At 41.8% G+C, this 26,861-nt stretch carries 27 protein-coding genes; 12 read left to right on the top strand and 15 right to left on the bottom strand.

Going from position 1 to position 26,861, the window contains the following annotated elements; genetic code table 11:
* Positions 1–27: 27 nt before the first annotated feature.
* The 12 genes from ACFS6H_RS19625 to ACFS6H_RS19570 form a co-directional block, all read right to left on the bottom strand.
* On the bottom strand, positions 28–762 hold the full coding sequence (locus tag ACFS6H_RS19625) for a YggS family pyridoxal phosphate-dependent enzyme (RefSeq protein ID WP_386103166.1): 735 nt from the start codon (positions 760–762) through the stop codon (positions 28–30).
* On the bottom strand, positions 762–1,307 hold the full coding sequence (locus ACFS6H_RS19620) for a GNAT family N-acetyltransferase (RefSeq protein ID WP_386103164.1): 546 nt from the start codon (positions 1,305–1,307) through the stop codon (positions 762–764). The genes ACFS6H_RS19625 and ACFS6H_RS19620 overlap by 1 nt, the downstream gene beginning before the upstream one ends.
* 91 nt (positions 1,308–1,398) lie before the next feature.
* Positions 1,399–3,273 carry a tetratricopeptide repeat protein gene (locus ACFS6H_RS19615; RefSeq protein WP_386103162.1) on the bottom strand — a complete coding sequence of 625 codons (1,875 nt, stop codon included), beginning with the start codon at positions 3,271–3,273 and terminating at the stop codon, positions 1,399–1,401.
* 6 nt (positions 3,274–3,279) lie between these two features.
* The gene (locus ACFS6H_RS19610) at positions 3,280–4,017 is read right to left on the bottom strand and encodes a LytR/AlgR family response regulator transcription factor (RefSeq protein ID WP_386103160.1); all 738 of its coding nucleotides are present in this window, start codon (positions 4,015–4,017) and stop codon (positions 3,280–3,282) included.
* A 724-nt stretch (positions 4,018–4,741) separates the two neighbouring features.
* Positions 4,742–5,728, bottom strand: a complete 987-nt coding sequence (locus tag ACFS6H_RS19605; RefSeq protein ID WP_386103158.1) for a 2-hydroxyacid dehydrogenase — start codon at positions 5,726–5,728, stop codon at positions 4,742–4,744.
* Positions 5,729–5,804: 76 nt separating this feature from the next.
* Positions 5,805–7,010, bottom strand: coding sequence for an MFS transporter (locus ACFS6H_RS19600; protein WP_386103156.1), 1,206 nt, complete (start codon positions 7,008–7,010; stop codon positions 5,805–5,807).
* Positions 7,011–7,098: 88 nt separating this feature from the next.
* Positions 7,099–7,779 carry a uracil-DNA glycosylase family protein gene (locus ACFS6H_RS19595; RefSeq protein WP_386103154.1) on the bottom strand — a complete coding sequence of 227 codons (681 nt, stop codon included), beginning with the start codon at positions 7,777–7,779 and terminating at the stop codon, positions 7,099–7,101.
* An 18-nt stretch (positions 7,780–7,797) separates the two neighbouring features.
* The gene (locus ACFS6H_RS19590) at positions 7,798–8,529 is read right to left on the bottom strand and encodes a metallophosphoesterase family protein (protein ID WP_386103152.1); all 732 of its coding nucleotides are present in this window, start codon (positions 8,527–8,529) and stop codon (positions 7,798–7,800) included.
* Positions 8,530–8,614: 85 nt separating this feature from the next.
* Positions 8,615–9,154: an RNA 2'-phosphotransferase gene (locus tag ACFS6H_RS19585; protein ID WP_386103150.1), complete on the bottom strand. Its 540-nt coding sequence runs from the start codon at positions 9,152–9,154 to the stop codon at positions 8,615–8,617.
* Positions 9,155–9,157: 3 nt separating this feature from the next.
* Positions 9,158–9,841 carry a DUF4291 domain-containing protein gene (locus tag ACFS6H_RS19580; RefSeq protein WP_386103148.1) on the bottom strand — a complete coding sequence of 228 codons (684 nt, stop codon included), beginning with the start codon at positions 9,839–9,841 and terminating at the stop codon, positions 9,158–9,160.
* Positions 9,816–10,187: an ADP-ribosylation/crystallin J1 gene (locus tag ACFS6H_RS19575; protein ID WP_386103146.1), complete on the bottom strand. Its 372-nt coding sequence runs from the start codon at positions 10,185–10,187 to the stop codon at positions 9,816–9,818. The genes ACFS6H_RS19580 and ACFS6H_RS19575 overlap by 26 nt, the downstream gene beginning before the upstream one ends.
* 1 nt (position 10,188) lies before the next feature.
* On the bottom strand, positions 10,189–10,707 hold the full coding sequence (locus ACFS6H_RS19570; RefSeq protein WP_386103144.1) for an O-acetyl-ADP-ribose deacetylase: 519 nt from the start codon (positions 10,705–10,707) through the stop codon (positions 10,189–10,191).
* Positions 10,708–11,187: 480 nt separating this feature from the next.
* On the opposite strand from ACFS6H_RS19570, the gene ACFS6H_RS19565 reads away from it, so the two are divergent.
* The 6 genes from ACFS6H_RS19565 to ACFS6H_RS19540 all read left to right on the top strand — a co-directional run bounded on the left by ACFS6H_RS19565 (position 11,188) and on the right by ACFS6H_RS19540 (position 19,917).
* Positions 11,188–14,463: a WGR domain-containing protein gene (locus ACFS6H_RS19565; RefSeq protein ID WP_386103142.1), complete on the top strand. Its 3,276-nt coding sequence runs from the start codon at positions 11,188–11,190 to the stop codon at positions 14,461–14,463.
* Positions 14,464–14,490: 27 nt separating this feature from the next.
* A complete protein-coding gene (locus ACFS6H_RS19560) occupies positions 14,491–16,149 on the top strand; it encodes an SWIM zinc finger family protein (protein ID WP_386103141.1) in 1,659 nt (552 codons plus the stop codon).
* A 324-nt stretch (positions 16,150–16,473) separates the two neighbouring features.
* The gene (locus tag ACFS6H_RS19555) at positions 16,474–18,000 is read left to right on the top strand and encodes a reverse transcriptase family protein (RefSeq protein ID WP_386103139.1); all 1,527 of its coding nucleotides are present in this window, start codon (positions 16,474–16,476) and stop codon (positions 17,998–18,000) included.
* 196 nt (positions 18,001–18,196) lie between these two features.
* Complete coding sequence (locus ACFS6H_RS19550; RefSeq protein WP_386103137.1) at positions 18,197–18,559, top strand: hypothetical protein; 363 nt, start codon at positions 18,197–18,199, stop codon at positions 18,557–18,559.
* A 24-nt stretch (positions 18,560–18,583) separates the two neighbouring features.
* Positions 18,584–19,072 (top strand): SRPBCC family protein, encoded by a 489-nt coding sequence (locus ACFS6H_RS19545; protein ID WP_386103135.1) that lies wholly within the window; start codon positions 18,584–18,586, stop codon positions 19,070–19,072.
* An 11-nt stretch (positions 19,073–19,083) separates the two neighbouring features.
* Positions 19,084–19,917 carry a VOC family protein gene (locus tag ACFS6H_RS19540; RefSeq protein WP_386103133.1) on the top strand — a complete coding sequence of 278 codons (834 nt, stop codon included), beginning with the start codon at positions 19,084–19,086 and terminating at the stop codon, positions 19,915–19,917.
* 34 nt (positions 19,918–19,951) lie between these two features.
* Here ACFS6H_RS19540 and ACFS6H_RS19535 read toward each other — a convergent pair whose 3' ends face one another.
* Positions 19,952–20,533 (bottom strand): Crp/Fnr family transcriptional regulator, encoded by a 582-nt coding sequence (locus ACFS6H_RS19535; RefSeq protein WP_386103131.1) that lies wholly within the window; start codon positions 20,531–20,533, stop codon positions 19,952–19,954.
* Between the two features lie 119 nt (positions 20,534–20,652).
* Complete coding sequence (locus ACFS6H_RS19530; RefSeq protein WP_386103129.1) at positions 20,653–21,345, bottom strand: NUDIX hydrolase; 693 nt, start codon at positions 21,343–21,345, stop codon at positions 20,653–20,655.
* A gap of 19 nt (positions 21,346–21,364) precedes the next feature.
* Here ACFS6H_RS19530 and ACFS6H_RS19525 point away from each other — a divergent pair, with 19 nt between their 5' ends.
* Positions 21,365–22,957 (top strand): transferase, encoded by a 1,593-nt coding sequence (locus ACFS6H_RS19525; protein WP_386103127.1) that lies wholly within the window; start codon positions 21,365–21,367, stop codon positions 22,955–22,957.
* A 179-nt stretch (positions 22,958–23,136) separates the two neighbouring features.
* A complete protein-coding gene (locus ACFS6H_RS19520) occupies positions 23,137–24,294 on the top strand; it encodes a homogentisate 1,2-dioxygenase (RefSeq protein ID WP_386103125.1) in 1,158 nt (385 codons plus the stop codon).
* A gap of 155 nt (positions 24,295–24,449) precedes the next feature.
* Here ACFS6H_RS19520 and ACFS6H_RS19515 read toward each other — a convergent pair whose 3' ends face one another.
* Positions 24,450–25,055 (bottom strand): hypothetical protein, encoded by a 606-nt coding sequence (locus tag ACFS6H_RS19515; RefSeq protein ID WP_386103123.1) that lies wholly within the window; start codon positions 25,053–25,055, stop codon positions 24,450–24,452.
* A 167-nt stretch (positions 25,056–25,222) separates the two neighbouring features.
* Between ACFS6H_RS19515 and ACFS6H_RS19510 the strand changes: the two genes are divergently transcribed.
* The 4 genes from ACFS6H_RS19510 (at position 25,223) to rpsM (ending at position 26,750) form a co-directional block, all read left to right on the top strand.
* A complete protein-coding gene (locus ACFS6H_RS19510) occupies positions 25,223–25,636 on the top strand; it encodes a hypothetical protein (RefSeq protein WP_386103121.1) in 414 nt (137 codons plus the stop codon).
* 277 nt (positions 25,637–25,913) lie between these two features.
* Positions 25,914–26,132: a translation initiation factor IF-1 gene (gene infA / locus ACFS6H_RS19505; RefSeq protein WP_386103119.1), complete on the top strand. Its 219-nt coding sequence runs from the start codon at positions 25,914–25,916 to the stop codon at positions 26,130–26,132.
* Between the two features lie 50 nt (positions 26,133–26,182).
* Positions 26,183–26,299 (top strand): type B 50S ribosomal protein L36, encoded by a 117-nt coding sequence (gene ykgO / locus ACFS6H_RS19500; protein WP_071836964.1) that lies wholly within the window; start codon positions 26,183–26,185, stop codon positions 26,297–26,299.
* A 70-nt stretch (positions 26,300–26,369) separates the two neighbouring features.
* Positions 26,370–26,750 carry a 30S ribosomal protein S13 gene (rpsM, locus tag ACFS6H_RS19495; RefSeq protein WP_386103116.1) on the top strand — a complete coding sequence of 127 codons (381 nt, stop codon included), beginning with the start codon at positions 26,370–26,372 and terminating at the stop codon, positions 26,748–26,750.
* Positions 26,751–26,861 lie beyond the last annotated feature (111 nt).

The following is a 26,861-nucleotide window of genomic DNA, read 5'->3' as shown; positions in this document are numbered from 1 at the left end:
CGGGAAACATAGTGTAAATCAGGATGATCATATTACAGGTTTGCTCTCATTCCAGTAATAGCTGTCCGGGTACTGCCGTTTGCCAAAAATGGCTGTGCCCACCCTTACAATAGTAGCGCCTTCTGCTATTGCTGTTTCCAGGTCATTGCTCATACCCATGGATAATTCTTTCATTTCTACATTGGGTAATTGTAAAACAATGATATCCTGCTGTATCTTTTTTAATAAGCGGAAACAGTTTCTTACGGCAACAGTGTCGGTGCTGAATAAGCCGATGGTCATTAATCCCTTAATGCGTAGGGTATCCAGCTTGGCTACCTGTTTTACCAGTTCTATGGCTTCACCGGGTGCTACCCCAAACTTACTTTCTTCCTGCGAAGTGTTTACCTGTATCAGCACATCCATCGTACGCTGCTCCTGTAACAGCCGCTGGTGCAGCTTTTCGGCCAGGTCTGATCGGTCAACAGATTGTACACAGCTAACCCCGTATTTTAAAATATCTTTTATTTTATTCGTTTGCAGGTGACCAATAAAATGTTTCTCGTGGGGGGTGGACAGCAGGGCCTCATATTTTTCTTTTATCTCCTGGACTTTGTTTTCTCCTATCAATGACTGTCCGGCCTGCAAGGCAATTTTTATATTTTCAGGGGTAACTGTTTTGGTGGCCAGCAATAACCTTACGGAACCCGGGTCACGCCCGGCGGTTATGCAGGCCTGACGTATACGTGTTTCAATATGATGTAAGTGCTCTATAATTTCCATTAGTGTGCGGTGTTAAGATGTAACCAATCGTTTTTTGTAATACGGTAAACAAAATTCAAGCGGTCGGACTCACCGAAATAGGCCACTGTTTCCTCTCCTGTTTTGTGAGCGCCTATACGCCCCATAGCAATTTGTGAACGGATGTTCTGCGCCCCTACATGAAAGAATACTTCGTTTACATATTCAAATGCATAGTCTAGCATCAGTTGTTTAACAGCACGGTTAATGCCCTTGCCCCAGCAATGGGTGGCATAAAAAGTATACCCTATAAAAATGCTGTTATGGCTGGCATCATGATCATAAAAACGGCTGCTGCCGATGACCTGTCCGGTGGCTTTATCTACAATTTTAAAAGCACCCCCGCTGGCCATAGCGCCTTCAAAAAAAGTGGTAAACACTTCGCGCTGCCAGCGGTCTTTATTGGGGTGTTGTTCCCAGATGGCAGGGTCCGATGCAACCTGGTACAGAGCTTCAAAATCTTCCTGCTGTAATGGGTAGAGTATTAACTGATCGGTTGTTAAAACGGGTTGTGTGTTAAAGGACATAGTATGCCGCTACTTTGGATAATTGTAATAACCGCAAAGTTATTAAACATCAGGAAGCCGGTGACAGGTTCTTATACAAACGGCGGTTTAATTATGCATCCAATACAATGTTAAAGGTTGAACCTTTACCGGGTTCACTGCTGATGGTAATGCCGGCATTTATTTTTTCCAGCAATTCCTTCACCAGAAATAAACCCAGGCCACTGCCGCGTTCACCTGCTGTACCCTTGGTAGAGCTGATCTCCCTGGTTTCTATCTGTCTTATCTGCTCCGGCGTCATACCAATGCCCTGGTCGGCAATACTTACATACACTTTATCCTTATCCTTAACGGAACTGATGGTGATAGTACTGTTGGCAGGGCTGAACTTGATGGCATTGGTAACGATATTACGAACGGCGATCTGCAAAATATCATAATTGCCCATGGCAGTAGCGGCCTGTATGTGCTGAACAACCGTAATACCTTTTTGAATGGTCTGCGGTTTTACCCCTTCCGTTACATCCCATATACTGTCTTCGATAGAGATGGTGGTAATCGGTGGCGTAGTATTCTTCAGCTGTATATTGGCCCAGGCCAGTAAATTATCCAGCATATCGCTGGTGTTCAATACGGCATTAAAGGTTAATATTTTAAACTCTCTTTTCTTCTCTTCGGCCACGTCCTTATTATCAGAAAGGATCAGAAAGGATTTGAGGGTTTGTAAAGGCTGGCGCAGGTCATGACTGATGATGCTGAACAAACGGTCTTTAACCCTATTCAGGGTTAATAACTCATTCTTTTGTTCATTGATTAAAATATTCTTCTCATTCAGCAGCTTGTTCGCTTTTTTTATTCTTGTGTAAAAATATCCCAGGGTTAGTAAAATGGCCAGGGCAGTGGCGCTTAAAATAATAAAGATATTCCGCTGGCTTTTGTTACGGGTCACTTCCGTTTCTTTTACCAGCAGTTCATTATTCTTCTTGGTGATCTCGTAATCAGCTTCCAGCTGTGTGATCTGGTTTTTACTGTCGATAGTAAAAATGCTGTCCTTGATGGCATAATATTTTTGCAGGTAGGCCGAATGATTTTTATAATCGCCGTTTTTCAGGAACAGGTCTGACATATTCCGGTAGTTCTCCATCTCGTTCTTCAGTAACCCGGCTTCCCTGGCAATTTGTATACTGGTGTTAAAGGCTGCCAGCGCTTTATCCGTTTGGCCCATCATGGCATAGGTAGCCCCGATATTATTCTTTATGCTGGCGTTCAGGTCGGCCATTTGCTCCACATCTTTTACAGCGGCAATACTGGAGTCAAAATATTGTAAGGCCTGCTGGTATTGGCCCATTTTTTTAAGGGTCAGGCCCTTATTCATCATTACAATAGATTGGCCGATGGGATCATTAAATGATTTATTCAGGTCAATAGCTTTCTGGTAATAATATAAAGCGGAATCGTATTTATTTTGTTTGCTGTTGATCGTAGCTATTGAGCCATAAAAGTCGGCCACCTGCGGCAGGTCGTTCACCCCAAAAATATAGGGTGCGGCCTGGGCCATATACTCCTTTGCCTTTTCCAGGTCATTCAGTTCAAAATAAGTGGACTGGATAGACATTAAGGCATTGGCTAAACGAAAACTATCCTTCCGTTGTTCGTATACAGGCAGGGACTGCTGGTAAGCATGTATCGCCTGGTCATACTTTCCTTTAACGCGGTAATTAAAACCTATACTATACCAGAAATTGGCATAGGCTATCTGTAATCTGGCCTTTTCGGCAATAGCTTTTCCTTTCTCCAGGTATTCAATGGCCTTCGTAGGGTTATTTTGCGATACAACCTGGCCGATCTCATCGTACAGATCCACTAATACCGAATCAGGCGGGTGTTTATCGATCTCCGTTAACAGGCTGTCTATGTATTTTTTTTGCTGGGCAAAAGCAGTTACAAACAAAACAAGGGCAGTTAAAAGCAAAAAGCCTTTTCTCATATTGGTTTAGATATGTCTTTTAATAATGTTGTTACCAAGTACGGCCTGCAATACACTGTTAACATAGGTTTTACCTACCGGCAGTTGTATTTTCCCTAAAACTACATTATTACTGTCAACGGCGGTCAGTTTGTGTTTGTTGATCATAAAGTTCCTGGAGATCCGTAAAAACAAAGAGGCCGGTAATTGCTGTTCCAGGCTCTTCATATTTACCAGTGCTATTTTCTTAGTGCCATCCTCCAGGTGTATGTCCACAAAATCCCCTAATGATTCTATATACATTACCTGGCTGTAAACAATTTTTAAAAAACTTCCTTTATCCTTAATAAAAAATGCATTATCATCAACCGGTTTAAAGCCCTCATCCGGGTGGGTATTCTTCTTTAATTCATGTAAATGCAGGGCTTTGTTCACGGCACGCATAATACGTGGCAGGGGCGAAGGTTTTACCAAAAAGTCAATGGCATCCACATTAAAGGCATCCACGGCATAACTGCTGTGCGATGATATGAAAATGATCATGGGTTGTTCTGCAAGGCTTTGCACCAGGTCAATACCCGATAAACCGGGCATTTCCACATCCAGTATCAGCAGGTCGGCGGGTTGTTCCTGCATTTTTTTGCGTACCTCCATCGCATTATCGCACACGGCCAGGCATACCAGTTCCGGCATCGTGTTTAAATGTTGCAACATCAATTCACGGTAAATAATATCGTCATCAGCGATGATGTAGGAGAGGGTCATTACTACAAAAATATACTATTACAAAAATATTAGGCTCTTTGGCGCTAAAATTCTTCCATTCATCTACTCCCGGCTTTCATTCGGCTACATTTTTACCCTGTTCGGCTACTTTCTGTATAATCCTATTCATCCTGGCTTATGTTTGTCCTGGTTTTTCATAGGATATTGGATTTTGAAACGGGGGAGAATTTCTATTCAGACCCCTTTATTTTAAAAAATATAGCTCTTAATATATAAACGCTTGGACGGATCAATAAGTAATTATTGATTTTTTTAAGCCACATCTTTCCAGATAGTGGCTTTTTTAACTTTTTCGGGAATTTTCTCAGGTCACTCAATCCGTATGGGGGCAAACAGAAACTGTTGCCATTTTAACCTGCCTATGTTTGTTGAACGGGTAATTACAATTGTAATTGCCCGTTTTTTTATTGGGAAGTATATTTTTGAACGAACGGTTGGTAGTTGTTTGAGTGAGATCGCCATCCGGCTTTTCAGATTTGTATATGACTCCGGCTGCTTACAGGTTAAATAGTGCTATTCCGGCACTCCCCGCGATACGGCTGTAAATAAAGAGGATAAAAGCACTGCCAGAATTTTTATGCCTTATGGCTTATCTCCTTAAGCCTTATACCTTCTTTTAAGGTCATCCGCTGTAAAAGCAAAATCCATACTGTGGTTAATACAAGCAATCATAAAAGCGACCCTGCCTGTTGTTTTTTTAGTTTCAGGCCTGTATCTTTTGGTAAACGGTATTATTCAATACCTGCGGCATGGGCTTCCCTTGCAGGGCGGCAACAATGTTATTGGCTGCAACAACCGCCATCTTACTCCTAGTTTCCTGTGTGGCCGAACCTATATGGGGTAATACACATACGTTGCGCATCTGTAACAATGGATTATCGGGTAACATAGGCTCAGGGTTGGTTACGTCGAGGCCGGCGCCCCAGATCGTCTGGTTTTTCAGGGCTTCTGTAAGGTCCTGCTCATTGTGTAAAGCGCCGCGGGCAGTATTAATAAAAATGGCCGTGGGTTTCATCTGGTCAAATGCCGCTTTATTGAACATATTTTTGGTAGCGGGGGTTAAGTTGGCGTGTACGGATAATACATCGCTTTGCTGTAATAACTGTTCAAACGAAACATAACGGGCGCCAAACGTTCTTTCGGCATTGGTATTCCGGTTGCGGTTATGATAGATGAGCTGCATGTTGTAGGCCGCAGTACATTTTTGAGCCAGCGACATGCCAATACGTCCCAGTCCCAATATGCCTAATGTTTTACCATATAATTCTATGCCTAAATTGGCAGTGGGCTCAAAAAAGCTCCATTCTTTTTTGCCAATGGTTTTATGCATATAAAATGCATTTCTTGATACAGCCAGCATTAATAAAAAAGCCACATCGGCTGTGGCGTTGCTTAATACATCGGGTGTATTGCTTACCGGGATATTGTTGTCAGTAGCAACCTGAATGTCTACCTGGTCATAACCCGCGCTCATCAGGGCAATGCCTTTTAAATGACTGCAGGCCTGCAGGAAAGCTGCATCCAGTTTATTAGGCCCTACACTCAATAAAGCGTCTGCCTGTTGGCAGTTTTGTACCAGTTCTTCTTTTTCAATATTGGTTTTACCGGTATACTGGATCACTTCCACACCTGCCTGTCGCAACACATGTAAGCCTGCTTCCGGTATCATACGCGTTATGTAAACTTTCATGTCATTTCATTATGGCTTGTTAATAATAATATACCCTATCAGCAATAAGCACTCCAAACTGGTTATTAAAATGGTATTACTTTGTTACAATTTCCTGTGGCTGCAATACCAGTTGTTGTTTGGCCTGCTTATAACGTATCCAGGCAATAACAAAAGCCAGTAAAGCCCATACACAGAACTGTATGCTCACCAGTTGCCATCCGCCTGCCTTCCAGCAAAGTATACCAACCAGCGACCCGGTAGCGCCACCAATAAAATAGCTGGTCATATAAATGGTATTAATGCGGCTGTGTGCCTGTTCATCCAGCATGTAGATCATGGCAATATTGGTTACCTGTGTGGCCTGTACACCTACATCCAGTAATAGTACGGCGATAATTAAAGCCCATACATTGGTGGGGAAAATAAATAAAATGGCGGCTGCCACTACAATCATACTCACAGTGATCAGCTGTGATCTTTCGGGTAATACACCATCCGCTTTTTTCCCGAATGCAGGCGCCATTAAAGCGCCGGCAATGGCCAGTAAACCAAACAAACCGATAATATCCGTGCCATAATAAAAAGGAGCGCCGCTCACATGGAAGGTAAGCGTGGTCCAGAAGGAGCAGAACACGCCAAATATCAGGGCGCCCAGCAGGGCGGTTTGTCTTAACTGCGGAAAACGTTTTAACTGGTAAAAAGTGGTAGATAAAAGCTGGCCATAACTGCCTTTAAACTTTGCGGGCTGGTTAGGCAGCATAAAATACATGCTTACTGCCGCTACGGTTACCATGGCAGCGGCTATGCCATATACATAACGCCAGCTGAACCAGTCGGCAATATACCCGCTGAATACCCGGGCCGCTAGAATGCCGATCAATATGCCGGTGAAAATAATGCCTACATTCCGGCCTTTATTATTGCCGGATAGAGAAGCGGCCATGGGTAAAATGACCTGTGCCGCAACGGCCAGTACACCAATGGCCAGGCTCATAGCGCCTATTAAAAATAAATTAGTGGCAAAAGTAATACCCAGTAAAGCTGCTACCAGGCAAACCTGTAAACTTACTATCAGTTTCTTCCTGTCAACTTTATCACCTAAAGGCGTTAAGAAAAATAAACCTAAGCCATAACCCGCCTGTGCCAGTACGGCAATAGAGCCCACCGCATCGTCGCTGGTCTTCAGGCTCAATGCAATATCATGTAACAAGGGCTGGTTGTAATATATATTGGCGACACAGATACCGGCGGTAACCGACATGCCCAATACCTGTTTCCTGCTTAAAATATCCGGTTTCATCTGGTAAAGTTGGGGTAAATTAAACTAACACCCGTCAACTGAAAAAGTTTAGCGAAAAATTAATGAGTAAGCGGAGCCGGGGCAATCATCAACTAACAATCGTTTCCAGTGCTTGGAGATACTGATCTATGAACAATAATTTATCCTTTCGCCTGTACTGCATAATAAAACGCGGATGGGGCAGGGGTATTATTTCTTTGAACCAGTTATGTTTGTTATTGAGCGACTGGAAAAAACGATAATTCTTTTCGCCGCCAATGCAGATACACTTTTCCCGGTAAACATTCCAGGAAACCTGTGTTTCCAGGCATTGGGTAATAAAAGGCGTTACTTTTTTTAACAGGGCCGCATCATCGTAATAATTCAGGTTTTTATTGGCTTTGGTAAATCCCAGCGGACATACCGAGGTTAAAAAATACCGACTGTAAAAAGTAGTTGCGCCACCAAACTGTTCAATTACTTCATAAATAAACTCGGCCGATAATTCAGATTGATTACCAAAAGGATGTTCGATGCCGCAGTTTTGTGATAATTGCCTGGCCGCGGTAAAATTAATGCCGGTTACACCGGCGCCAAAACGCCCGGGGTTAATGCCAAACAGCAAAGCCCGCCGGTGATTGTCGGCATAATACTTATTAAAAAACTGTTTGATTACCGCCTGTGTTTCCTTCTCCTGCTGCGGGTGTAACACACTGATGCCGGCCGGCAGCCGGGTATGGATGTTTAAGTTATAATAAAAATCAGTGATGCGCCGGGCAAAGCTTGTCATCTTATAAAGTTACAACAATCAGGCGCCATTCCGGCCATGTTCACCGGGGTATAATTGCCACAGTGGATCACTTTGCCAGAATTCTTTGGTATCAATATTCATGATACTTAAACGGCCTTTAAAGGCGGCACCGGTATCCAGGTTCCACACATTACATCCCTGCATGGGAGTAGTAATGTTATAATAAAGAGTAGGGGTGTGACCTATAAATATTTCGCTGAATAGTTTTAAACGTTTGGGGTACAGCAATGAATCTTTTTTTATCCGTTGGTCCATGGTAATGGCCATTTCCCACAGGGTCCTGTCCCAGCTGAAATTGGAAGAATGAAATTCTTTTTCCGGTCCGTGCATGGAGGTAAAACCGGCATGAATAAATAAACGGTTTTGTTCATCTACCACATAATAGGGCATGCGTTCCAGCCAGTTCAAATGTTCAAGCCGGGTGTGCCCGTCAATATCTTTATAACTGTCTACAGTTTCCTTACCACCATGGGTGAGCCATAATTGCGGGGCGAGACCTTCTTTGAGCCAGCCTTCGCACCATACATCATGATTGCCTTTGATAAAAATACATTCCTGTTTTTCAGCCAGCGCTATCAGAAAGCTGATGGTCTGTGCCGATTGGCTCCAGCCATCCACATAATCGCCGAGGAAGATCAGTCGGTCTCCCTGGGTTACCTGCGCTGCCTGCAATACCTGTTGTAAAGCCCTTAACCCGCCGTGTATATCGCCTATAACAAATGTGTTCATAAAGATGTAAGATCAAATTAAAAAGTCAAAATGCAAAAATTGGATATGGCTATCCATGATAGTGGTCGTTTTGACTTTTTAATTTTTATTTTTCAATATATTCTGCCGGTACATGATCTGTCAGCCATACATGATTGTCTGACAGGTAAAAGGTATAACCCGCTTCATGCATTTGCTTCGTTTGTACTACCAGCACTACTACTTTGCCATGCCTGCTACCCACCTGTATGGCGGTTTCCCTGGTAGCGCTCAGGTGTACATGTTGCCGGCTTTGTTTTAACAGACCATTTGCCCGGATGCTCTCCAGGTTTTGCTGTGCCGTTCCATGGTACAGTATGGCCGGAGGTGTTACCGGTTGCAGGTCAAGGTCAATAGGAATACTATGCCCCTGGCTGGCCCTTATTTTGGTTTTATCGTCATTAAAGGCAAAGCGTTTTTTATCGTTTGAAGCCACAATGGTTTCCAGTATATCCATTGTAAGGGCAGCATTATGTGCATTCATTTTGGTAATGAGTTCGTTTACATCGGCCCAGCCTTTATTGTCCAGTGTGAGCCCTATTTTTTCAGGATGATGCCTGAGTGTATAACTCAGAAATTTGCTGAAATATTTATGTTCTTTTTCCATGGTTTAATCTTGTTCATGATTGGTTATGCCAATCCTTTTTTCAATAATTGTGTCATTTAAAACTATTACCTCTTCGTAAGGAATAATCAGGTTATTTATCTCTTTATGCTGCACAAACTGATATTGCTCCTGTACAAAGCCGGTGATATCTTCAATTTTTGTGATCCAGTTGGTACAGAAATTTTTCAGGATATTTCCTTTTAATCCCAGCTGTATAGCTTTACGTTCCTGTTTATTGCCATATGGATCATGATCGGGGTCCCACTGTAACCTTACTTCGGTGTTTTGCAGTTCATCTTTCCAGCTTTCCCTTGTAGGATAAATGTCTGCATGATAGGAAGATAAAGTTGCTTCACGTAAAATAGTTTTAAAGTGTATCATGGGTAATGTAATGGCCAGTATCTTTTGCTGGTGTTCTTTTTGCGCCCAGCCTGCCCGGTGCATCATCCATAAAAAGCCCGGCTTAATCCATGACATCCTGTTAAAACTATAATGTGTTCCTCCGAATTGTTGATATTGTACTGCATAATCAGCAATACGCGGATTGAAAGCCTGGTACACTATGATGTTTTCCTCTTCAGTATATCCTATGATTTGTTTTCCATTTTCAGGTAAGCGCCCAACCTGGCTCACATATCTTTCTGTCTTCATTTCTTTTCGTTTAATCTTTTTTATAATTGGTTCCATAAAAGGTTTTTATTAACCTTATACTTCCTACGATATGATTGTTAAAATCATCTAATTGTTCTGCCGGTACCCATAGTTCATTATGAATTTCACCGCCCACATTCTGTACCGGGAATTGCTGCACATAACTTTCTATAATATCAAAAGCAAGTACATGACCAACATAATTACCGGCTTCGTCATTGGTATTCCACTGCGAAGCAATCTGTTCGGCATAAGGCTGATTGGTTACGGGATAAAATATAGGTTGCCAGTACAGCCTTGGCGGAAAACGTTTATATCCCGCTTCAATAATTAAATCCCATTCTTTTTGTCCTACGGGCCTGTATAATGTAATCGTTTTCATATTAGGCTTCTAATATTCTTTTATATATCAAAAAATTTTCTTCATCAAAACAAACAAGTAATACTTTTTCAAACTGGTGGCCTTCCGGAAAGTTTTTAATTGTTTGAATGGCTATCATGGCTGCTTGTTCCTTTGGAAACCTGTATATCCCTGTGCTGATATTCGGGAAAGCAATTGAAGAAAGTTTATTTTCTATTGCTAACCGAAGGCTATTGGTATAACAGTCTTCCAGTAATTGGGCTTCGTTTTTATTACCACCCTGCCAGACGGGTCCCACAGTATGTATAACATATTTTGCAGGAAGATTACTCCCTGTAGTAATAACCGCTTCTCCGGTAGCACAACCGCCTTGTTTATTTCTTATGGCAATGTATTCGTCGAGAATGGTTTTACCACCCTTGTAGTGTATTGCACCGTCCACGCCTCCACCACCTAACAAACTGCTGTTGGCTGCATTTACAATAACATCAACATCAATCGTTGTTATATCGGCTTGTATAAGTTGAATATTTGTTTTCATTTTTCTTTTTTATGCCGTTCTATAAAGCCGATCAGTATTGCTGTTGTACAAGTGTGCGACGCAAGGGACGGTCAATAGCATTACTGTTGCTGGCTAAACAAAATCAGCTTTCCCATACTCTTCTCCTGATCTCAGCCAGGGAATATTCATTTACCAATTTACCATTTTTAAAAACAGTCTGCAAAGCGCCTTCTTGTTCCTCCTGCCAGCTTGCATTGTCGTGTAATACAAAAGTTCCGTTTTTTAGATTTTACCTGTAATAAACCTATGGCTGATCTTTTGGTGCTGCCTGTATTTAAGTTGATTATTAACATAAATAATTTGCTTAATTATGAAGCAAAAATAAAATCTTTTTTGATTTGACCAAATAATGCTTAAAAAATAAGCAAAATAAAGTAAATGGAATTTCAAAATTTTATTGATCTTAAAAGTTGGTAAAATGAAATAAATAGTATCTTACTACCGGATAATAAATGAATTATGAAGTTAGTCAGGCAGGCAAAACTTTTTTTTAGGGAAGGCAACTCTGATAAAGTATACGAAATTGATTTATGCGATATTGGCAATGACCGCTATGTGGTCAACTTCCGCTATGGCAGGCGCGGAGCTGCATTAAAAGAAGGAACCAAAACAGAGATAGGTGTGGATAAAACCCGTGCAGAAACTATTTTCAATAACCTGCAACAGGAAAAAACAGCGAAGGGATATATATTATCAGATGGTGAAGTGTTGCCGGTAACTGCTCCGGTTGCCGATGCTGTTATGCCCGTTTTTGAGCCGGTAGACTGGGATGCAATACCCGAAGGAAGGGAAAAGGCTGTATTACGCCGTTTACAAAATGCACTTGAAGGAAAAACCAGTACAAAAATTCCCTGGAAGATATCCCGTATCATGTGGATGGCCGGGGTGTTACAATTAAAAGAAGCTGTTCCTTATATTTACCAGTTAGCGCTTAAGGGCGATAGTATGCAGCAATATGCGGCGGCCTGGGCACTGGGTCGTATAGGTGATATACAGGCTATCCCATTATTGCAGGTTTTAGCCAGCTCTTCCATTGCTACTGTTAAACGTATTGCGGGTGATGCTTTACTGCAATTAAGTGACGGGGAGGAAAAGGAAAAAATGATCCGTCATCACCTTAACTCTCTGGCCGAACCTTTTAAGCTGGCCATTACTGAAAATGATCCTGTCACGCTTGAAAAGTTATTAACCGAAAGGGTAATACAACAAAAACAACCCGATTATCCCGTTCTTGAACATTTATATGCTATTTCATTGCAGGAAAAATGGCTGCGTGAACCTTTAAAACAGTTGCTGATCCAGTTACCAGCCAGGCCCGGTTATTTTAAGCATATCCGGCATATTTTTAAGTTAGCCGAATTCAGGGATGATTTTGAAATACTGGGTGTTTTAACACTGAAGTTTGAAAGAGAGCCGGAAATGTTCAGCAGCAGTATCGCGTATGCCGGGCAAAGAACTTATATAACAGAGCTCAGTGATTTTTTTAATGTAAAAGAGGAGCTTAAGAAAAAAACAAGCGCTCTAGCTTATAGTAATAAAACCCGGAATTATTTCCGTAAAAGGATCCACAGGAATTTAACTAATACAGGCGTTTATGGGAATGTGAATTATGTGCGTATGGCTACTGGCATTTTATTGGCCTATGATAAACAGGATCATAAACCTGCCTATTCTTCCAATAATTATATATGGCAAAACGGGCGTTACCAGACAGTGATAACACAATTTCCTGCTAATGCTCATGCTACTTTATTACACCAGATCATTTCGGGTAATGACCCGGCTTATTTTTTAGACAACAACAATACCTGGCAACTGATAAACCCTGATGATAGAAAGAAAATAAACAGGGAGCAGCCGGCTCCTGCCAACGAGCCTGGTCTATTTAAAAAAATTATCTCCTTATTTGGCAGTAAGAAAAAAGAAGCTCCTCAGCCGGAACCAGTAGTGCAGCAGGAAACAATACAACATGCCACCCCTTTTATTCATTTATGGAACCAGTTACCGCAGGCCTATATACAGTTACTGGTAAATGGCAGGATGAGCGAATTGCACAGATTTGCTTTAGAAAACCTGCAAAAACACCCTGACTATGAAGCTATCCGTACAAAAATAGATAACCAGGTGTTGAGCCTGTTATTACGCAGTGAATTTGATCAGCCGGCGGATTATGGTTTTACACTGGCAAAAGAGCGTTATAACCCGCATGCGCCTGATTTTGGATTAGTAAGTGCTGTACTGGCAAGCCGCATCGTTGCTGCCCGTGATCTGGCCAGGCAGTGGATAGCGGGGGATCCCAAAGTCTTTTTTGAGGATACGGAATGGGTGGCGAACGCATTATTCAATCCTTATAAAGATGCCAGGAACTGGATAGCCATGCTGATGGAACAGCAGTTATATACACCCACACAGGCCGAGCTGATCTGCGGAAGAGTAATTACAAAAGCCATTACGTTAAGAGACAATAATGCCGAAAATAATGAGGCGCTGGATGATGCTTCGGCCATTATACGGAAATTGTTTGCCGATAAATTAAGTACAATCAGTACTAATGTAATTGAAGACCTGATAAAAAGTCCTGCAGCAGGGGCCAAACTATTAGGATTATATATTCTCCTGCTTAAAAAGGATACGGTCAATTATGATGATATACCGGTTAGTGTATTTATGGGTTTACTGGAAAATGAATCTGCAACGGTAAGAGAAACAACTGTTCATCTCTTATTGAACCTGAGCGTGGATGAACTATTAAAGCGCCAGGAACTGGTAGCAGCCTGCACGGTATCGGGCTTTTCTAATATCAGGGTAGCAGTGCGTCCTGTACTGCAAAAAATGACAGACCGGGATACTGCTTTTGGCAGCAATATGGTAGAGCTGTTGATCCCCTACTTACTACGTAAAGAAGTTTCGGAGGGGCTGCATAAAGATGTTAGTGAGACATTACAGACGGTTTTATTGGCGCATGTAAAAAATGCTGATAAAGCGATGGTATTAAAACTGGTATACAGTGATTATATGCCTACGCAACAGTTTGGTATAGCTGTTTTAAACAAATACGTTGATCCTGATACTTTCACCCTGCGCCAGATCATTGGCCTGGGAAATCATGAAACTTTGCTGGTAAGGGAATGGTGCCGGCAATATTTTACCGGCCATGTAGCCCGTATTAAATATGAACGGGACGAAGCTATCCGTTTGCTGGATGCAACATGGGAGGATACCCGTGAGTTTGCCAAAGCTTTTTTTGAAGAACAGTTTACAGAGGCCGATTGGTCACCTGAAGCCCTGATCGCCCTGGCGGATTCGGTAAGGCCTGATGTGGAAGCTTATGGCCGCTTGTTGATAACAAAGTTTTTTACAGATGAGGCAGGGGAGGAATACTTGATCAAATTAAGTCAGCACCCAAGTGTCAAAATGCAATTATTTGCGACCAATTACCTGGAAAGATTTGCAACGGATAATCCGGAGCGGTTAGAACAACTGGGTTTTTATTTCCGTTCGGTATTGAGCCGTGTTAACCAGGCCAGGACAGCAAAGAACAGGATATTTAAATTTTTATTAGCGGAGGGGAAAAAATCTGAGCAGGCCGCAAGAATAGTGGTGCAGCTGATCACGGGTATTTCGGCAACTGTAGCGATCGGCGATAAAGCCAAGTGTATTGAAATATTGCACAGTTTAAAAAAACTGTACGATGTAGAAGTGCCAATGGTGCTAAAGCCGGTAAGTGTAAAATAAGATTAAACAGGATGACAAATAAAAGATATGTTATTTAACTATAAATATGGCGGTAATACAACGGTGACAAGCAGTGCGCTTGCAACCGGCTTATCATTTGCGCCGGATACCTTACGAGATCCTGTGTTTTTCGTTGGTAAACTGCAGCATAAGATAGCTTTCAGGGAAGCAATTTCTGCCTTGCATGATGTGGTGGTTTCGGACCTGCGTTTTAAACCAAAGGATAAAACTGCATATAAAGAATGGGCGGCACAACAGGAGGCGGTATGGTTGTCCGAATACCTGGCCGGATACAATGAAACAACTGCCGAGGCCAGCATAAAATTATTAAAACAGGAGATTGCTGAAGTAAGAAGCGAAAAGGATAAACTATTACAACCTTTTTATAAGGCAAAGAGAAAGTATTTTGATTACCTGTATCATAAAGATAAAGATGCGTGGATTGTACTGGACCCGGTCATTACGGTTCATCCAGATGAAATGTTTTTTGAATGTTTTAGCCAGGACGAATCTACCTATGGTCGCCTGGGGGCCAATTATAACGTGTTTAAAGAAGTGAATGATTTTAAATGCGGTACCACTAATATTGATTATTCGGCCGATCTGTACAATGAGTTTCAGAAGATAAGGGATTATAAAGAAACAGACTTTAAAGTGGATCCTTCAGGTTTTGAAGTACAGACGACTAGAGAGGATTTGTTTAAGGAAGTAAAAATTGATCTGCCGGAGAGTTGGGTACGGGGCTTTTTACAGGTAAGCTCCGCCATGACCCTGCCTGCTACCCGGTTTGACCTGCACCCGATGGATGTTCACAATTTTTGTTCCTGGTTAAGGCGGTTCAGGGAGAAAAAAGGCCCGCGTTATATCAGGTATGTTTTAAATCCCGGCGAGCCGGTTAAAGTAGTTTTTGAACCCTGGGGAAAAGAGATCATCTGCAGCAGATCGGTATATACCGGCAGCCACAAACAGGAAATAAAAATATGGGGTAGGAGAAGGTTACTGATCCTGGAGAGACTGATACCTCTTGCAAAAAAGTTTACCGTCCATTTGCTGGGAACCGGCATGCCATCATTTTATATTGCTGACCTGGGTGATATGAACTTTACACTGGGGTTATCGGGTTGGACGGCCAATGACTGGTCGCGGGCCGGGAATTTTGACCTGATGGCACCAAGGGCCATTATCGATGATGCCATCAAGGCAAAAGTATTTGCCGGATTAAGTAAAGAGTGGTATGCTGAGACGGAACAGCTGGCACAAAACCTGGGCCTCAGTACTGCCGAAGTAGCCGGTGCATTGGGTATTTACACACAGGCAGGACGTGTAATGTTTGACCTGGAGAAGAATGTTTATCGCCTGCGGGAATTATCAAGGGAACCTTTGCCTATGGATAAGCTAAGGTTTTCTAATCCTAATGAAGAACTGGCCAGTGAACTGTTAACACAGTTGAAACCGGTGGTAAAGGCCGAAACAATCAGTGGCGTTGGCCTTAAGCTATCGGCTACGATAAAAATTGGTAAACGAACCTATAATCCCGAGTTGGTTATTGACGAGGACGAACGTATAAAAACAGGTAATTGTGACTGTAGTTTTTATATAGAGAACAAATTATATAAAGGCCCCTGCGAACACATGCTGGCCATGCGTTTACAGTATGGCAATACAAAAAGAACAGAGAAAACTTAAAAACAATTTTGTTATAAAAACCGGAATAAGTAATTTTCGATTTCTTCAATGAATTAGTTCTTAGACAAGAGGGATTACAGGTAAGCACCTTGCCTCCGAAAGGAGCGAACGATGTATCGTCGTTCATGTTAAGTGATTGTATATGCATCACTACATGTAATCTTTACTATGGCCATGGGGTATCTGTGTAGTATTAACAGTACCGGCCCCATGTGCCTTAATACTACACAGATACCCCATGGCCTGGAGTTGATTAATATAGTCCGGGGCCAGCACGAAGGTTTTTCCTGCCCTTTTGTTTTGAACTAATAAAAAATGACCTACATGGATAGTCGTACTACCCGTCAGCAGATCTACGATAAAATAAGTGCTTCCTCCAAAGAAGAATATATACTGGAAGAAATGAAACGTCTTGGTTTTTGGAATAAAAACGAAGACGAGCCCCAGCTTCCTGAACTATTAATAAAAAAAGAAGGCGAGCTACAGCGTGACCTGAATAAATTATTAGCAGAAAAGAAACGCTATGAAGATAAGGAACAGGTATTGAGAGACATGCGGTTGAAACGTATGGAAGCAGCGAAGAAAAAGCGTATAGAAACCAAAGAAAAGAAAGAAAAGGAGCGGGCTGAAAAAGCGGCGCAATGGACCGTTACAAAAAATACCGATATTATTTTTTTAGGACAGGACGTATCGGGTGGTTTGCAACAGGTGGAAACGGATATCACACAGTTAAATAAATTTGGGTTACCTGCGTTTAATGATGTGGAAACATTAGCGGCGGCAATGGGTATTACTATCAGTGAATTAAAGTTTTTAAGTTATCACCGGAAAGTAGCTACCACCACACATTACAAAAGGTTTTTAGTAGCAAAAAAAAGTGGTGGTCACCGGGTTATATCGGCCCCTATGCCCCGTTTAAAAAAGATACAACATTGGGTATTGCAACATATATTGAATAAAGTGACATTACATGATGCCGCCAATGGGTTTGTCCTTAACCGTTCTATTTTAACGAATGCCGCACAACATATTAACAAAGCCATAGTAGTGAATATTGATTTAAAAGATTTTTTTCCTACAATCACTTATAAAAGAGTGAAGGGGCTTTTCTGTAAATTGGGCTACAGTGAAAAGATCGCTACCATCCTGGCCTTATTGTGTACGGAACCCGCACGGGAAGAGATGGAACTGGATGGAAAGAATTATTATGTGGCTTCCGGAGAACGTTTTTTGCCACAGGGAGCGCCTACCAGTCCCGCCATAACCAATATTATTTGTTATAAGCTGGATTGCCGGTTTACTGCTATTGCCGCAAAAATGAATATCAATTACACCCGCTATGCCGATGACCTGAGTTTTTCCATCAATGATAAGTCTGACACAGGCAACAAGTTGATACAACAATTACTTTGGCAGGTTAAGGCTGTGGTAAAAGAAGAAGGGTTTACCATCCATCCTGATAAGGTGAAAATAATGGCGAAAGGTACCCGACAGGAAGTTACCGGTATCGTTGTTAATAAAAAACCGGGCATCAACAGAAAAACCTTACACCGTTTCAGGGCTTTGATCCAGCAGATTGAAAAGACAGGACTTGCGGGTAAAACGTGGAAGGGGGGCGATAATATTGTTGCCGAAATGATAGGTTATGCCAATTTTATTATGCAGGTAAAACCTGAGCAGGGAATTAAACTGAAGCAAAAATTGCAAACGGTGTTTAACTTACCTCTTGTACAGGATGCCATCAGGGCATTACCCCAAACAAATAATATTGCTGCAAATAAGCCCGCAAACGATAAAAATAACGATAAGCCTGCTGCACCGGATAACAAAGACTGGTGGAATGTATTATAAGTAAGACTATTAACGTTTCTCCTTTTAAAATATTAACCGGGCTATTTTTAGCCCGGTTTTTTGTATAATGATGTTTTCTTGTCATATGCCAAGAGCCTTGTGTACCGGGCTGCTTAGCTTTACTGTGCAATAAAATGATACTTATTATCTTTTATCAGGTGATTGATTTGTAGTTGTTAATCCTAAAACTGTTCAAATGAGATTTGAAGCAGGCACAAATATTGCGATGAAAATACCAGCGTACCAGTATGCCGATACGGTACATTTTTACAGGGATGTATTATTGCTGGAAGTAGAAGAGAAGCCGATAACTCATCCGACTGTTTTACAAACCCATACCGTAAAATTCGGTACCTGCACTTTATGGCTGGATTGTGTGGAAGGTATTGACACATCCTCTATCTGGCTGGAAATAAAAACGCCTGATGTACCTAACGCTACCGATTATTTAACCACCAATGGCACGCAAACTTTTGATGAACTGGAAGAAATACCACACAACATGCATTGGATAAAAGACCCGGCCGGAACAATACTGCTGTTAAAGGAAAATAAATAATTTTTTAACATTAAACGGATGGTTATGAAAACGACTTACGAAGATTCCAAAGACGGAAAAGCATTAACGGCTATACGTACTTTTGAGGCACCACTGAATAAGGTGTGGAACGCCTGGACAAACAGTGAGGTACTGGATAAATGGTGGGCACCCAAGCCCTGGGTAGCAGCAACTAAGCGGTTTAGTTTTACTCCCGGGGGAGAATGGCTGTATGCAATGAAAGGTCCGGACGGGGAGGAGCATTGGGCTATTGTAACTTATAAAACTATTAACCCCAATGTATCTTTTACCGGTACAGATAATTTTTGTGATGCAGAAGGTAATGCCAGTACTGAATATAAAGATACACACTGGGATGTGCGGTTTGCGGATAATGGCAATAATACCACCACCGTAACCACTACCTTAACTTTCGGTACACAGGAGGATAAGGACAAACTGGTGGAAATGGGTTTTAAAGAAGGATTTTCCATGGGACACGATAACCTGGACGAACTTTTAAAAAATGAATAAAATATAATCGTATGAATAATAATATCTATCCCTGTATCTGGTTTGATGGCAATGCCAAAGAAGCTATGGAGTTTTATTGCCGTGTATTTCCTGATTCAAAAATTGTTGCTGATACACCCATGGTGGTCAATGCTGAACTGGGCGGACAACTATTGATGGGGTTGAACGGCGGTCCGCAATTTAAACCCAATGCCAGTATTTCTTTTATGGTGATTTGTGAAACAATGGAAGAAACGGATCATTGCTGGCATAAACTGGCAGAAGGTGGGGATGTTTTAATGCCCCTGGATAAATATGCCTGGAGCGAAAGATACGGATGGGTGCAGGATAAATTTGGTATCAGCTGGCAGATATATAAAGGGGATATTAGCCAGGTAGGGCAAAAGATCGTTCCTACGCTGATGTTTGCAGAAGCACAGCAGGGTAAAGCGAAAGACGCTATTCATTTTTACGTGGACCTCTTCCGCTCTTCTTCGTTGGGCGGTATATTGGAATATGGCACGGGTCCCACAGAGGGACAGGTACAGCATGCCCAGTTTAAGCTGAATGAGTATGTACTGATGGCCATGGATAGTGGTGTACCTCAGGCATTTAGTTTTACCGAGGGTATATCATTGGTAATACAATGCGATACCCAGGAAGAAATTGACTATTACTGGAACGGCTTTACCAAAGAAGGTAAGGAAAGTATGTGTGGCTGGTGTAAAGATCAGTTTGGTGTATCCTGGCAGATCATTCCACGAAAACTGGCACAACTGATGAGCGATCCGCAGCGGGCACAAAGAGTAATGCAGGAAGTATTAAAGATGAAAAAACTGGATATAGCTATTTTAGAAAATGCATAAGTAAAATAAAAGAGCACCAGAAGGTGCTCTTTTATTATTCGCTTAATAATTCTTTTCTTATCCTGCTTAAGGAAGTATCAGTAATGCCAAGGTAAGTGGCAATATGTTTTAAAGATACATTCTGTATGATATGTGGTTTCTCTTCCAGTAATCTTACATAACGTTCTTTTGCATGATCGGTGAGCATGGCAATACTATGCTGCTTTAAGGTAAAATAGCCCTGCACCATGGTGCCGCGGCCATGTTCATTAAAGGCCTTAATGCCATGGTAGAGCTTTTGAAATTTATCAAAATCAATTTCCCATACCACGCAATCGGTCATGGCCTGTATATTTTCCTTCGCGGGGGTATGCTGGAAAAAAGAGATCCAGTCAATGATCAGGTCGCCCACTGCATAAAAATTGGTGCTGATATCATTGCCCTGTACATCAATAACATAAGCCCTTACAAAACCACTTTCCACGAACCAATACTTGTAAGCGGTATTACCCTCTTTTATTAGATAATCATTTTTGGTAAAACTTACCTGTCGGAACTGGGATATGATCTCTTCCTGTTCGGCAGGGGTAAAATCCTTACTGGTAAATACATGATGTAAAAAGTGAGCAACTGGCATAGCAGGTTTTTTGTAGTCCGAAAGATAAGCATATATCCGATTGATCGTTGGCGGATGTGCATAAGAAAAACCGGAATCTCAAAGTCCCGCTTTTGGAGGTAGATAATCAACGCTAATAGTTATATCTCGAAATGAAAGCCTTCTTTCAATAATTCTTTATACCGTTTTTGGTTAAAACGGTACATCTTGCTGGGACGGCCTTTGCCCTCTGGTTTGGATAGTTCGCCGGTCTCCTCTAAAAAATCAAAGGAGAGTATCTTTTTACTGAAATTGCGCCGGTTAATCTCTTTATCCAATAAAGCAGCATATAATTTCTCGAGGTCGGAGAAGGGGAATTTTTTATCCAGCAATTCAAAGCCTATTGGCTGGTAGCGTATTTTACTTTGTAATCGTTCCACCGCCTGGCGGATAATTTGTTTATGATCGAAAGCCAGCGCAGGTAGTTTTTTAATAGAGAACCAGGCGGCATTCTCTGCATCCGTGCTGGCTTTCAGTTCGCGGAACTGGGAGGTTTTTACCAACCCGAAATAAGCAATGGATATTACCCGCTGGCGCGGATCACGGTCGGGTTCGCCAAAACTGTATAACTGTTCCAGGTAATTAACGGTAATGCCTGTTTCCTCCTGCAACTCACGTATAACGGCTGTTTCTAATGATTCATCGGCCAATACAAAACCACCGGGCAGGGCCCAGCTGTTTTTATAAGGCTCATATTTACGTTGTATGAGCAAGAGGGAAACACCTTCTTTTTTGGAATAGCCAAAAACAATGGCATCTACCGCTACTTTTATGTCAGAAGTTTTATTTTGCATAACTCAAAAGCAAATTTACATGTATTTATTAATTCCCGGCCGTCACCAGCTATTGACCAATTTTCAGCAAACCTATCTTACCAAGTTGTTGAATACGCCATTACAGGAATTAAAGGATATTTATGGCCGGGCTGTTACCACACCCGGAAAAATAGAAGCGGTCATTTTTGCTGTTACATCCGCCAATCATTCCAATACCAGGCGTAACCCCTTACCTTTTTATTTAAGGGCCATCAGTATTGAATCCATGGCGGCATCCTTGCCCGTGCCCGTGTATATATATGGTATTGATGATGTGGGCAGCCTGGATAGTTTTGCCGGTTATACTATTAAACGTATTAAACATGAAAGTGATGGCATGTTTGATTGCCGGCCCGCTAATACCCTGGTTGTTTGCTCCACGCCGGTATTACGGTTATATGAGTCTCTGGGTTTTACCATATTGCCTGCAGAACTAAAGGATATCAACAACTGGGAACACCATGCCACTATGCCCTGGGACCTGGTGGAACATATTGCACGTGTACCTCATTGGGAAGAGGATGATTTTGTAAAGCAGGAAATGCACAGAACCGCCTATGAAGTATGGAAGAAATACAAGCTGGGACAGAAGGTAAAACAATTGTTCAACGATACCATGATCAGCAGCGATGGTGACCTGACCGAAACCCGCGACTACAATGTGTACGTAAGGCAGATGGATGATATTGCCGGACTGAAATACAGGGAAACAGCCGCCTATTTACAACCCGGCCGTATTGGCGATATTGGCTGTGCAGTAGGTAGCTGGATAAAACTGGTAACAAAGGATGCCCGTTTAAGGGAAAGTGATGTGTATGGTATTGAAGTGAGCCGGCATTTGTTCGAGATATGTAAACAGCGGAAAGAGAACGGTGAGTTTGCCCATCCCTTTGTATTCTTTGCCCAAAAGAATGCCGTGACGGGCCTGGTATTTGATCCCCATTCCATGAATACCATTCATACTTCATCGCTTACCCATGAAATTGAAAGTTATGGCAGTCGCGAGGATCTGTTGCAGTTCATTAAAAACAGGTACGATGAATTAGTGCCGGGTGGGGTATGGGTAAACCGGGATGTGGTAGGTCCCTATAATAAACAACAACAGGTATATATGTTGTTAAACAGGGAAGACGGTAATAATGAAGATCCTTATAAAACATTCGCGGAAAGGGAACTGTTGTCACAATATTTACAGCAGCTATCCACCTATGCCCGTTTTTTACGTTTTGAAAGGGATTTCCGGGCTGCAGAGGGCTACCAGCTTTCTTATACAACTGTTGTAGCTGAAGGACATACTTACCTGCAATTAAGCCTGCAGGATGCTGCCGAATTTTTGAGCCGCAAGGATTATACAGATAACTGGCAAAGTGAAATGCACGAAACATTCTGTTTCTGGGATTTTGATGAATGGCAGGAGCAGTTGCGCAGTGCGGGTTTTAAAATTCATCCACAGTCTTATGTTACCACTAACCAGTGGATCGTAGAAAACAGGTGGAAAGACAAAGTCTCCTTATTTGTGCCGGAAGATGGTATATTGAAGCCATATGCCTACCCGGTAACACATATGGTATTGGTAGGGATAAAAGAATAGTTTTTCGTAACTTTATGCCAACGATTGTTTTATGCCTTACTTCAGGAACTTTACTTATTGGATAGATAAACGAAAGTGGAAATACTGTTTCCTGCTTTCTTCGCTTGCACAATCGTCCGGGGCGGTGTTGTATTAACGCAATTACCAAATTTCCAAATCATCAAATCAGTTAATTAGTTATGCCGCATTATCAACAATTGGGACAGATCCCGCATAAACGACATACACAGTTCCATAAACCCGATGGTGGTTTATATTCGGAGCAGTTATTCTCTACCGAAGGATTCAGTAACGATTACTCGCTGTTATATCATGTACACCCGCCCACACAAATTATTAAAACCGAACCGCAGGTAGATGTTTCGCCGCAGATAGCCGAAGAGAAAATGCTGAAGCACCGCAGCCTGGAAGGGTTTAATGTTAAACCCGTGGCTGATTACCTGCAAAGCCGTGTACCGGTACTGGTAAATAATGATTGCCATATTGTACTGGCCGCACCCCAGCAAAGCATGACCGATTATTTTTATAAGAATACCGATGCTGATGAAATGATCTTTGTGCATGAAGGGCAGGGGGTGTTACGTACCATGTACGGTGAATTGCCCTTTGGCTATGGCGATTACCTGGTTATACCGAGGGGAACTATTTACCAGATCCAGTTCAACGATACGCATAACCGACTGTTCATTGTTGAATCCTTCAGTCCTATACGTTATCCCAAACGGTACCATAGCAAATACGGGCAGTTGCTGGAGCATGCACCTTATTGCGAACGCGATATACGCGGGCCGCAAAACCTGCCTACGTTTGATGAAAAGGGCGATTTCCTGATCAAGGCTAAAAAGAAGGGCATGTTATACGGCCTGCATTACGGAACACATCCTTTTGATGTTATAGGTTGGGATGGCTGCTGTTATCCTTATGCTTTTTCTATTCACGATTTTGAACCCATTACCGGCCGGGTACATCAGCCACCACCGGTACACCAGACTTTTGAGGCGCATAATTTTGTGGTATGTTCCTTTGTGCCCCGTTTATACGATTATCACCCCCAGGCCATACCTGCTCCTTATAACCACAGTAATATTGACAGTGATGAAGTGTTGTACTATGTTGATGGTGATTTTATGAGCCGCAAACATGTTACCCGCGGTATGATCACGCTGCATCCTGCCGGTATTCCGCACGGGCCGCATCCGGGTGCCGTACAAAAGAGTATTGGTGCAAAGGAAACCAAAGAGTTAGCGGTAATGGTGGATACTTTTCATCCGTTAATGTTAACCAAACAGGCACTGGAAATTGAGAACAGTGATTATGTGATGAGCTGGGCGGAGTAATTTTTATGTAGTCAACTACAGTACTACTGTCATCGTCTGTTGCGTCGCACGCTTGTACGTTCGGTAATTCTATTCAGCATTGTGCAAGCAACTATATTAAATAAGAAAGCCTGTCAATTGACAGGCTTTCTTATTTATACCACTATAATAAAAAACTAGAAGTTTTTAGTGATACCAATGTTTACGGTTTTACCAAAAGTTAAACCGGTATTGGTAACAGCTTTAGCGCCGTCAACATCCACTTTTGAGCTGTTGAAATTAAAACCACCGAAGTTAAAGTTTAAACCAAAATTGTCTTTCAGGTTTACAAATACCGCAGGGTATAATTTTACACCAAAATTATTGATGTCATCATTTTTAACGGTTAAAGAAGTGCTGCCGCTTTTGGTTTCGGTTTCACCTTTAGTAACGCTGGTAGTACCTTCGGCCTGGAAGTACAGGTTAAAGATAGAAGACAGGGGTTTTGAGTAACGTACAAACAGACCGCCACCAAATGTGCTGTTTTTGGCAGTAGTAGTTACTGAACCGTTTACATCTTCGGTTTTACCAAAAGAAGATACACCTAATACACCCGCAGTCCAGTTATCGGTAAACTGGTAACCTACCATCGGGTTGAAGTCTATACTGTTTGTTTTTACTTCGGTGTTTTTGTTGTTGCCAAAATTAAAACCTAAATCACCACCTACTAAAATACTTCCTTTCTGAGCAAAGGCAAAGCTGGTCATTCCTAAAGCCAGGGCACTGATAAATAATCGTTTCATAAAGTTTTTAAATTTAATGGCGCAAAGTTATGGGTGGTTCATAGTAAGATAACGAATTGATAACCACATTTTAACATTTTTTAAGGTATTGCTGGGGAAACGATGGGAGGAACACTATTTATTATGGCGTGATTTTTCGGTATATTAGAAGTCTAAAACGTTTTGCTATGCTTAAACTATCTGAATTAAAAACAAACGACCTGGTTTTGGTAAATGAAGACGGTACCATAAGAGAAGGGAGGGTGGTGGAAGTAAACCATACTGATAATAAAGTACTGGTGGATAATGGGGTACAGGATTTCTGGTATACCAAAGACGCACTGACGGGTATCCTGATCAACGATACCATATTAATGAACAAATTAGGTTTTGAAAAACAACTGGAAGACGGGTTTGTTAAATATAAAAAAGACGCCTTCCGGCTGGTAGTAAAAGACAATTACGATTTCTCCCATATTGATATGTGGTACCGCGAAGACCGCAGGAGCTTCAACACCCACCTGGCCACCCATACTTTACAAAATCTTTTTTACGATATGACCAAGATCCACCTGGAGCCGGTGGGCATGGAACATGAATAGAAACGGTATCATATCTTAGATCTCAGATCTGAGATCTAAGATATGATACCATAGTCCGGAGTTTACAACTGATTCCCTGTTTATTAGTAAAGAAAGGGAGGTCAAATCTTTAAAAGTCTTCATATTTCTTCTTTTTCTCCTTATTTTCCCCAAATTCAGGCCTGTAAATCCCTGAATTTTACTTAGTTTTGCGCCTTCGGTGAGATTTTAGGAAAAAAAAGGTAGCTTTTTTCTTTTTTTGGCTACTTAGTCCTATCTTTGCACCCCTAAAAATAATATGTCAAAACAGGCGCTAATAAAACAAGACGGTGTAATTCTGGAAGCCTTATCCAACGCAATGTTCAGGGTAAAGCTTGAAAACGGTCACGAAATACTGGCCACCATCTCTGGTAAAATGCGGATGCACTATATCAGGATATTACCCGGGGATAAAGTTGGCGTGGAGTTGTCGCCATATGATTTAACAAGAGGGAGAATTAATTTTAGATATAAATAATAATAGCGAAAGCCCTATGCTACGGGCTGTGAGCAGTAAAACAAACACTCATGAAAGTAAGAGCATCTATTAAAAAGCGTAGCGCTGACTGCAAGATTGTACGTCGCAAGGGTAAGTTATATATTATTAACAAAAAGAACCCTCGCTTCAAGCAACGTCAGGGTTAATAACCTGGTGCCAGAAGCACGACAACGAACTTTTTTCAAAGCGATAACTAACAAACAATAAACAAAGACTATGGCTCGTATTGCCGGTGTTGACTTACCAAAAAACAAAAGAGGCGAAATTGGACTTACCTATATTTATGGTATTGGCCCAAGCAAAGCCAAATATATTCTTGATAAGAATAATATTGACCGTAACAAAAAGGTTAATCAGTGGAATGACGAAGATCTGAACGCTATCCGTACTACTATTACTGAAGAGTTAAAAGTAGAAGGACAATTACGTTCGGAAGTGCAAATGAGCATTAAACGTTTATTGGATATTGCTTGTTACCGCGGTTTACGTCACCGTAAAGGATTACCGGTTCGTGGTCAGCGTACTAAAACAAACAGCCGTACCAGGAAAGGTAAGCGTAAAACAGTTGCAGGTAAGAAAAAAGCAGCTAAAAAATAATAACAACTATCAGACGTCTGGCAACAGATGTCTGATTTGTTTATATACAAAGGCTTATAAAGACATGAACCTGCTTCGGATGGCCTCGTAAGCCGGCAGTAGAAAAGGGTT

The sequence above is a fragment of the Terrimonas rubra genome (assembly GCF_042686025.1).
Taxonomy (GTDB): domain Bacteria; phylum Bacteroidota; class Bacteroidia; order Chitinophagales; family Chitinophagaceae; genus Terrimonas; species Terrimonas rubra.
Note: the sequence above shows the minus strand (reverse complement) of the source record. Positions and strands in the feature narration are given on the sequence as shown.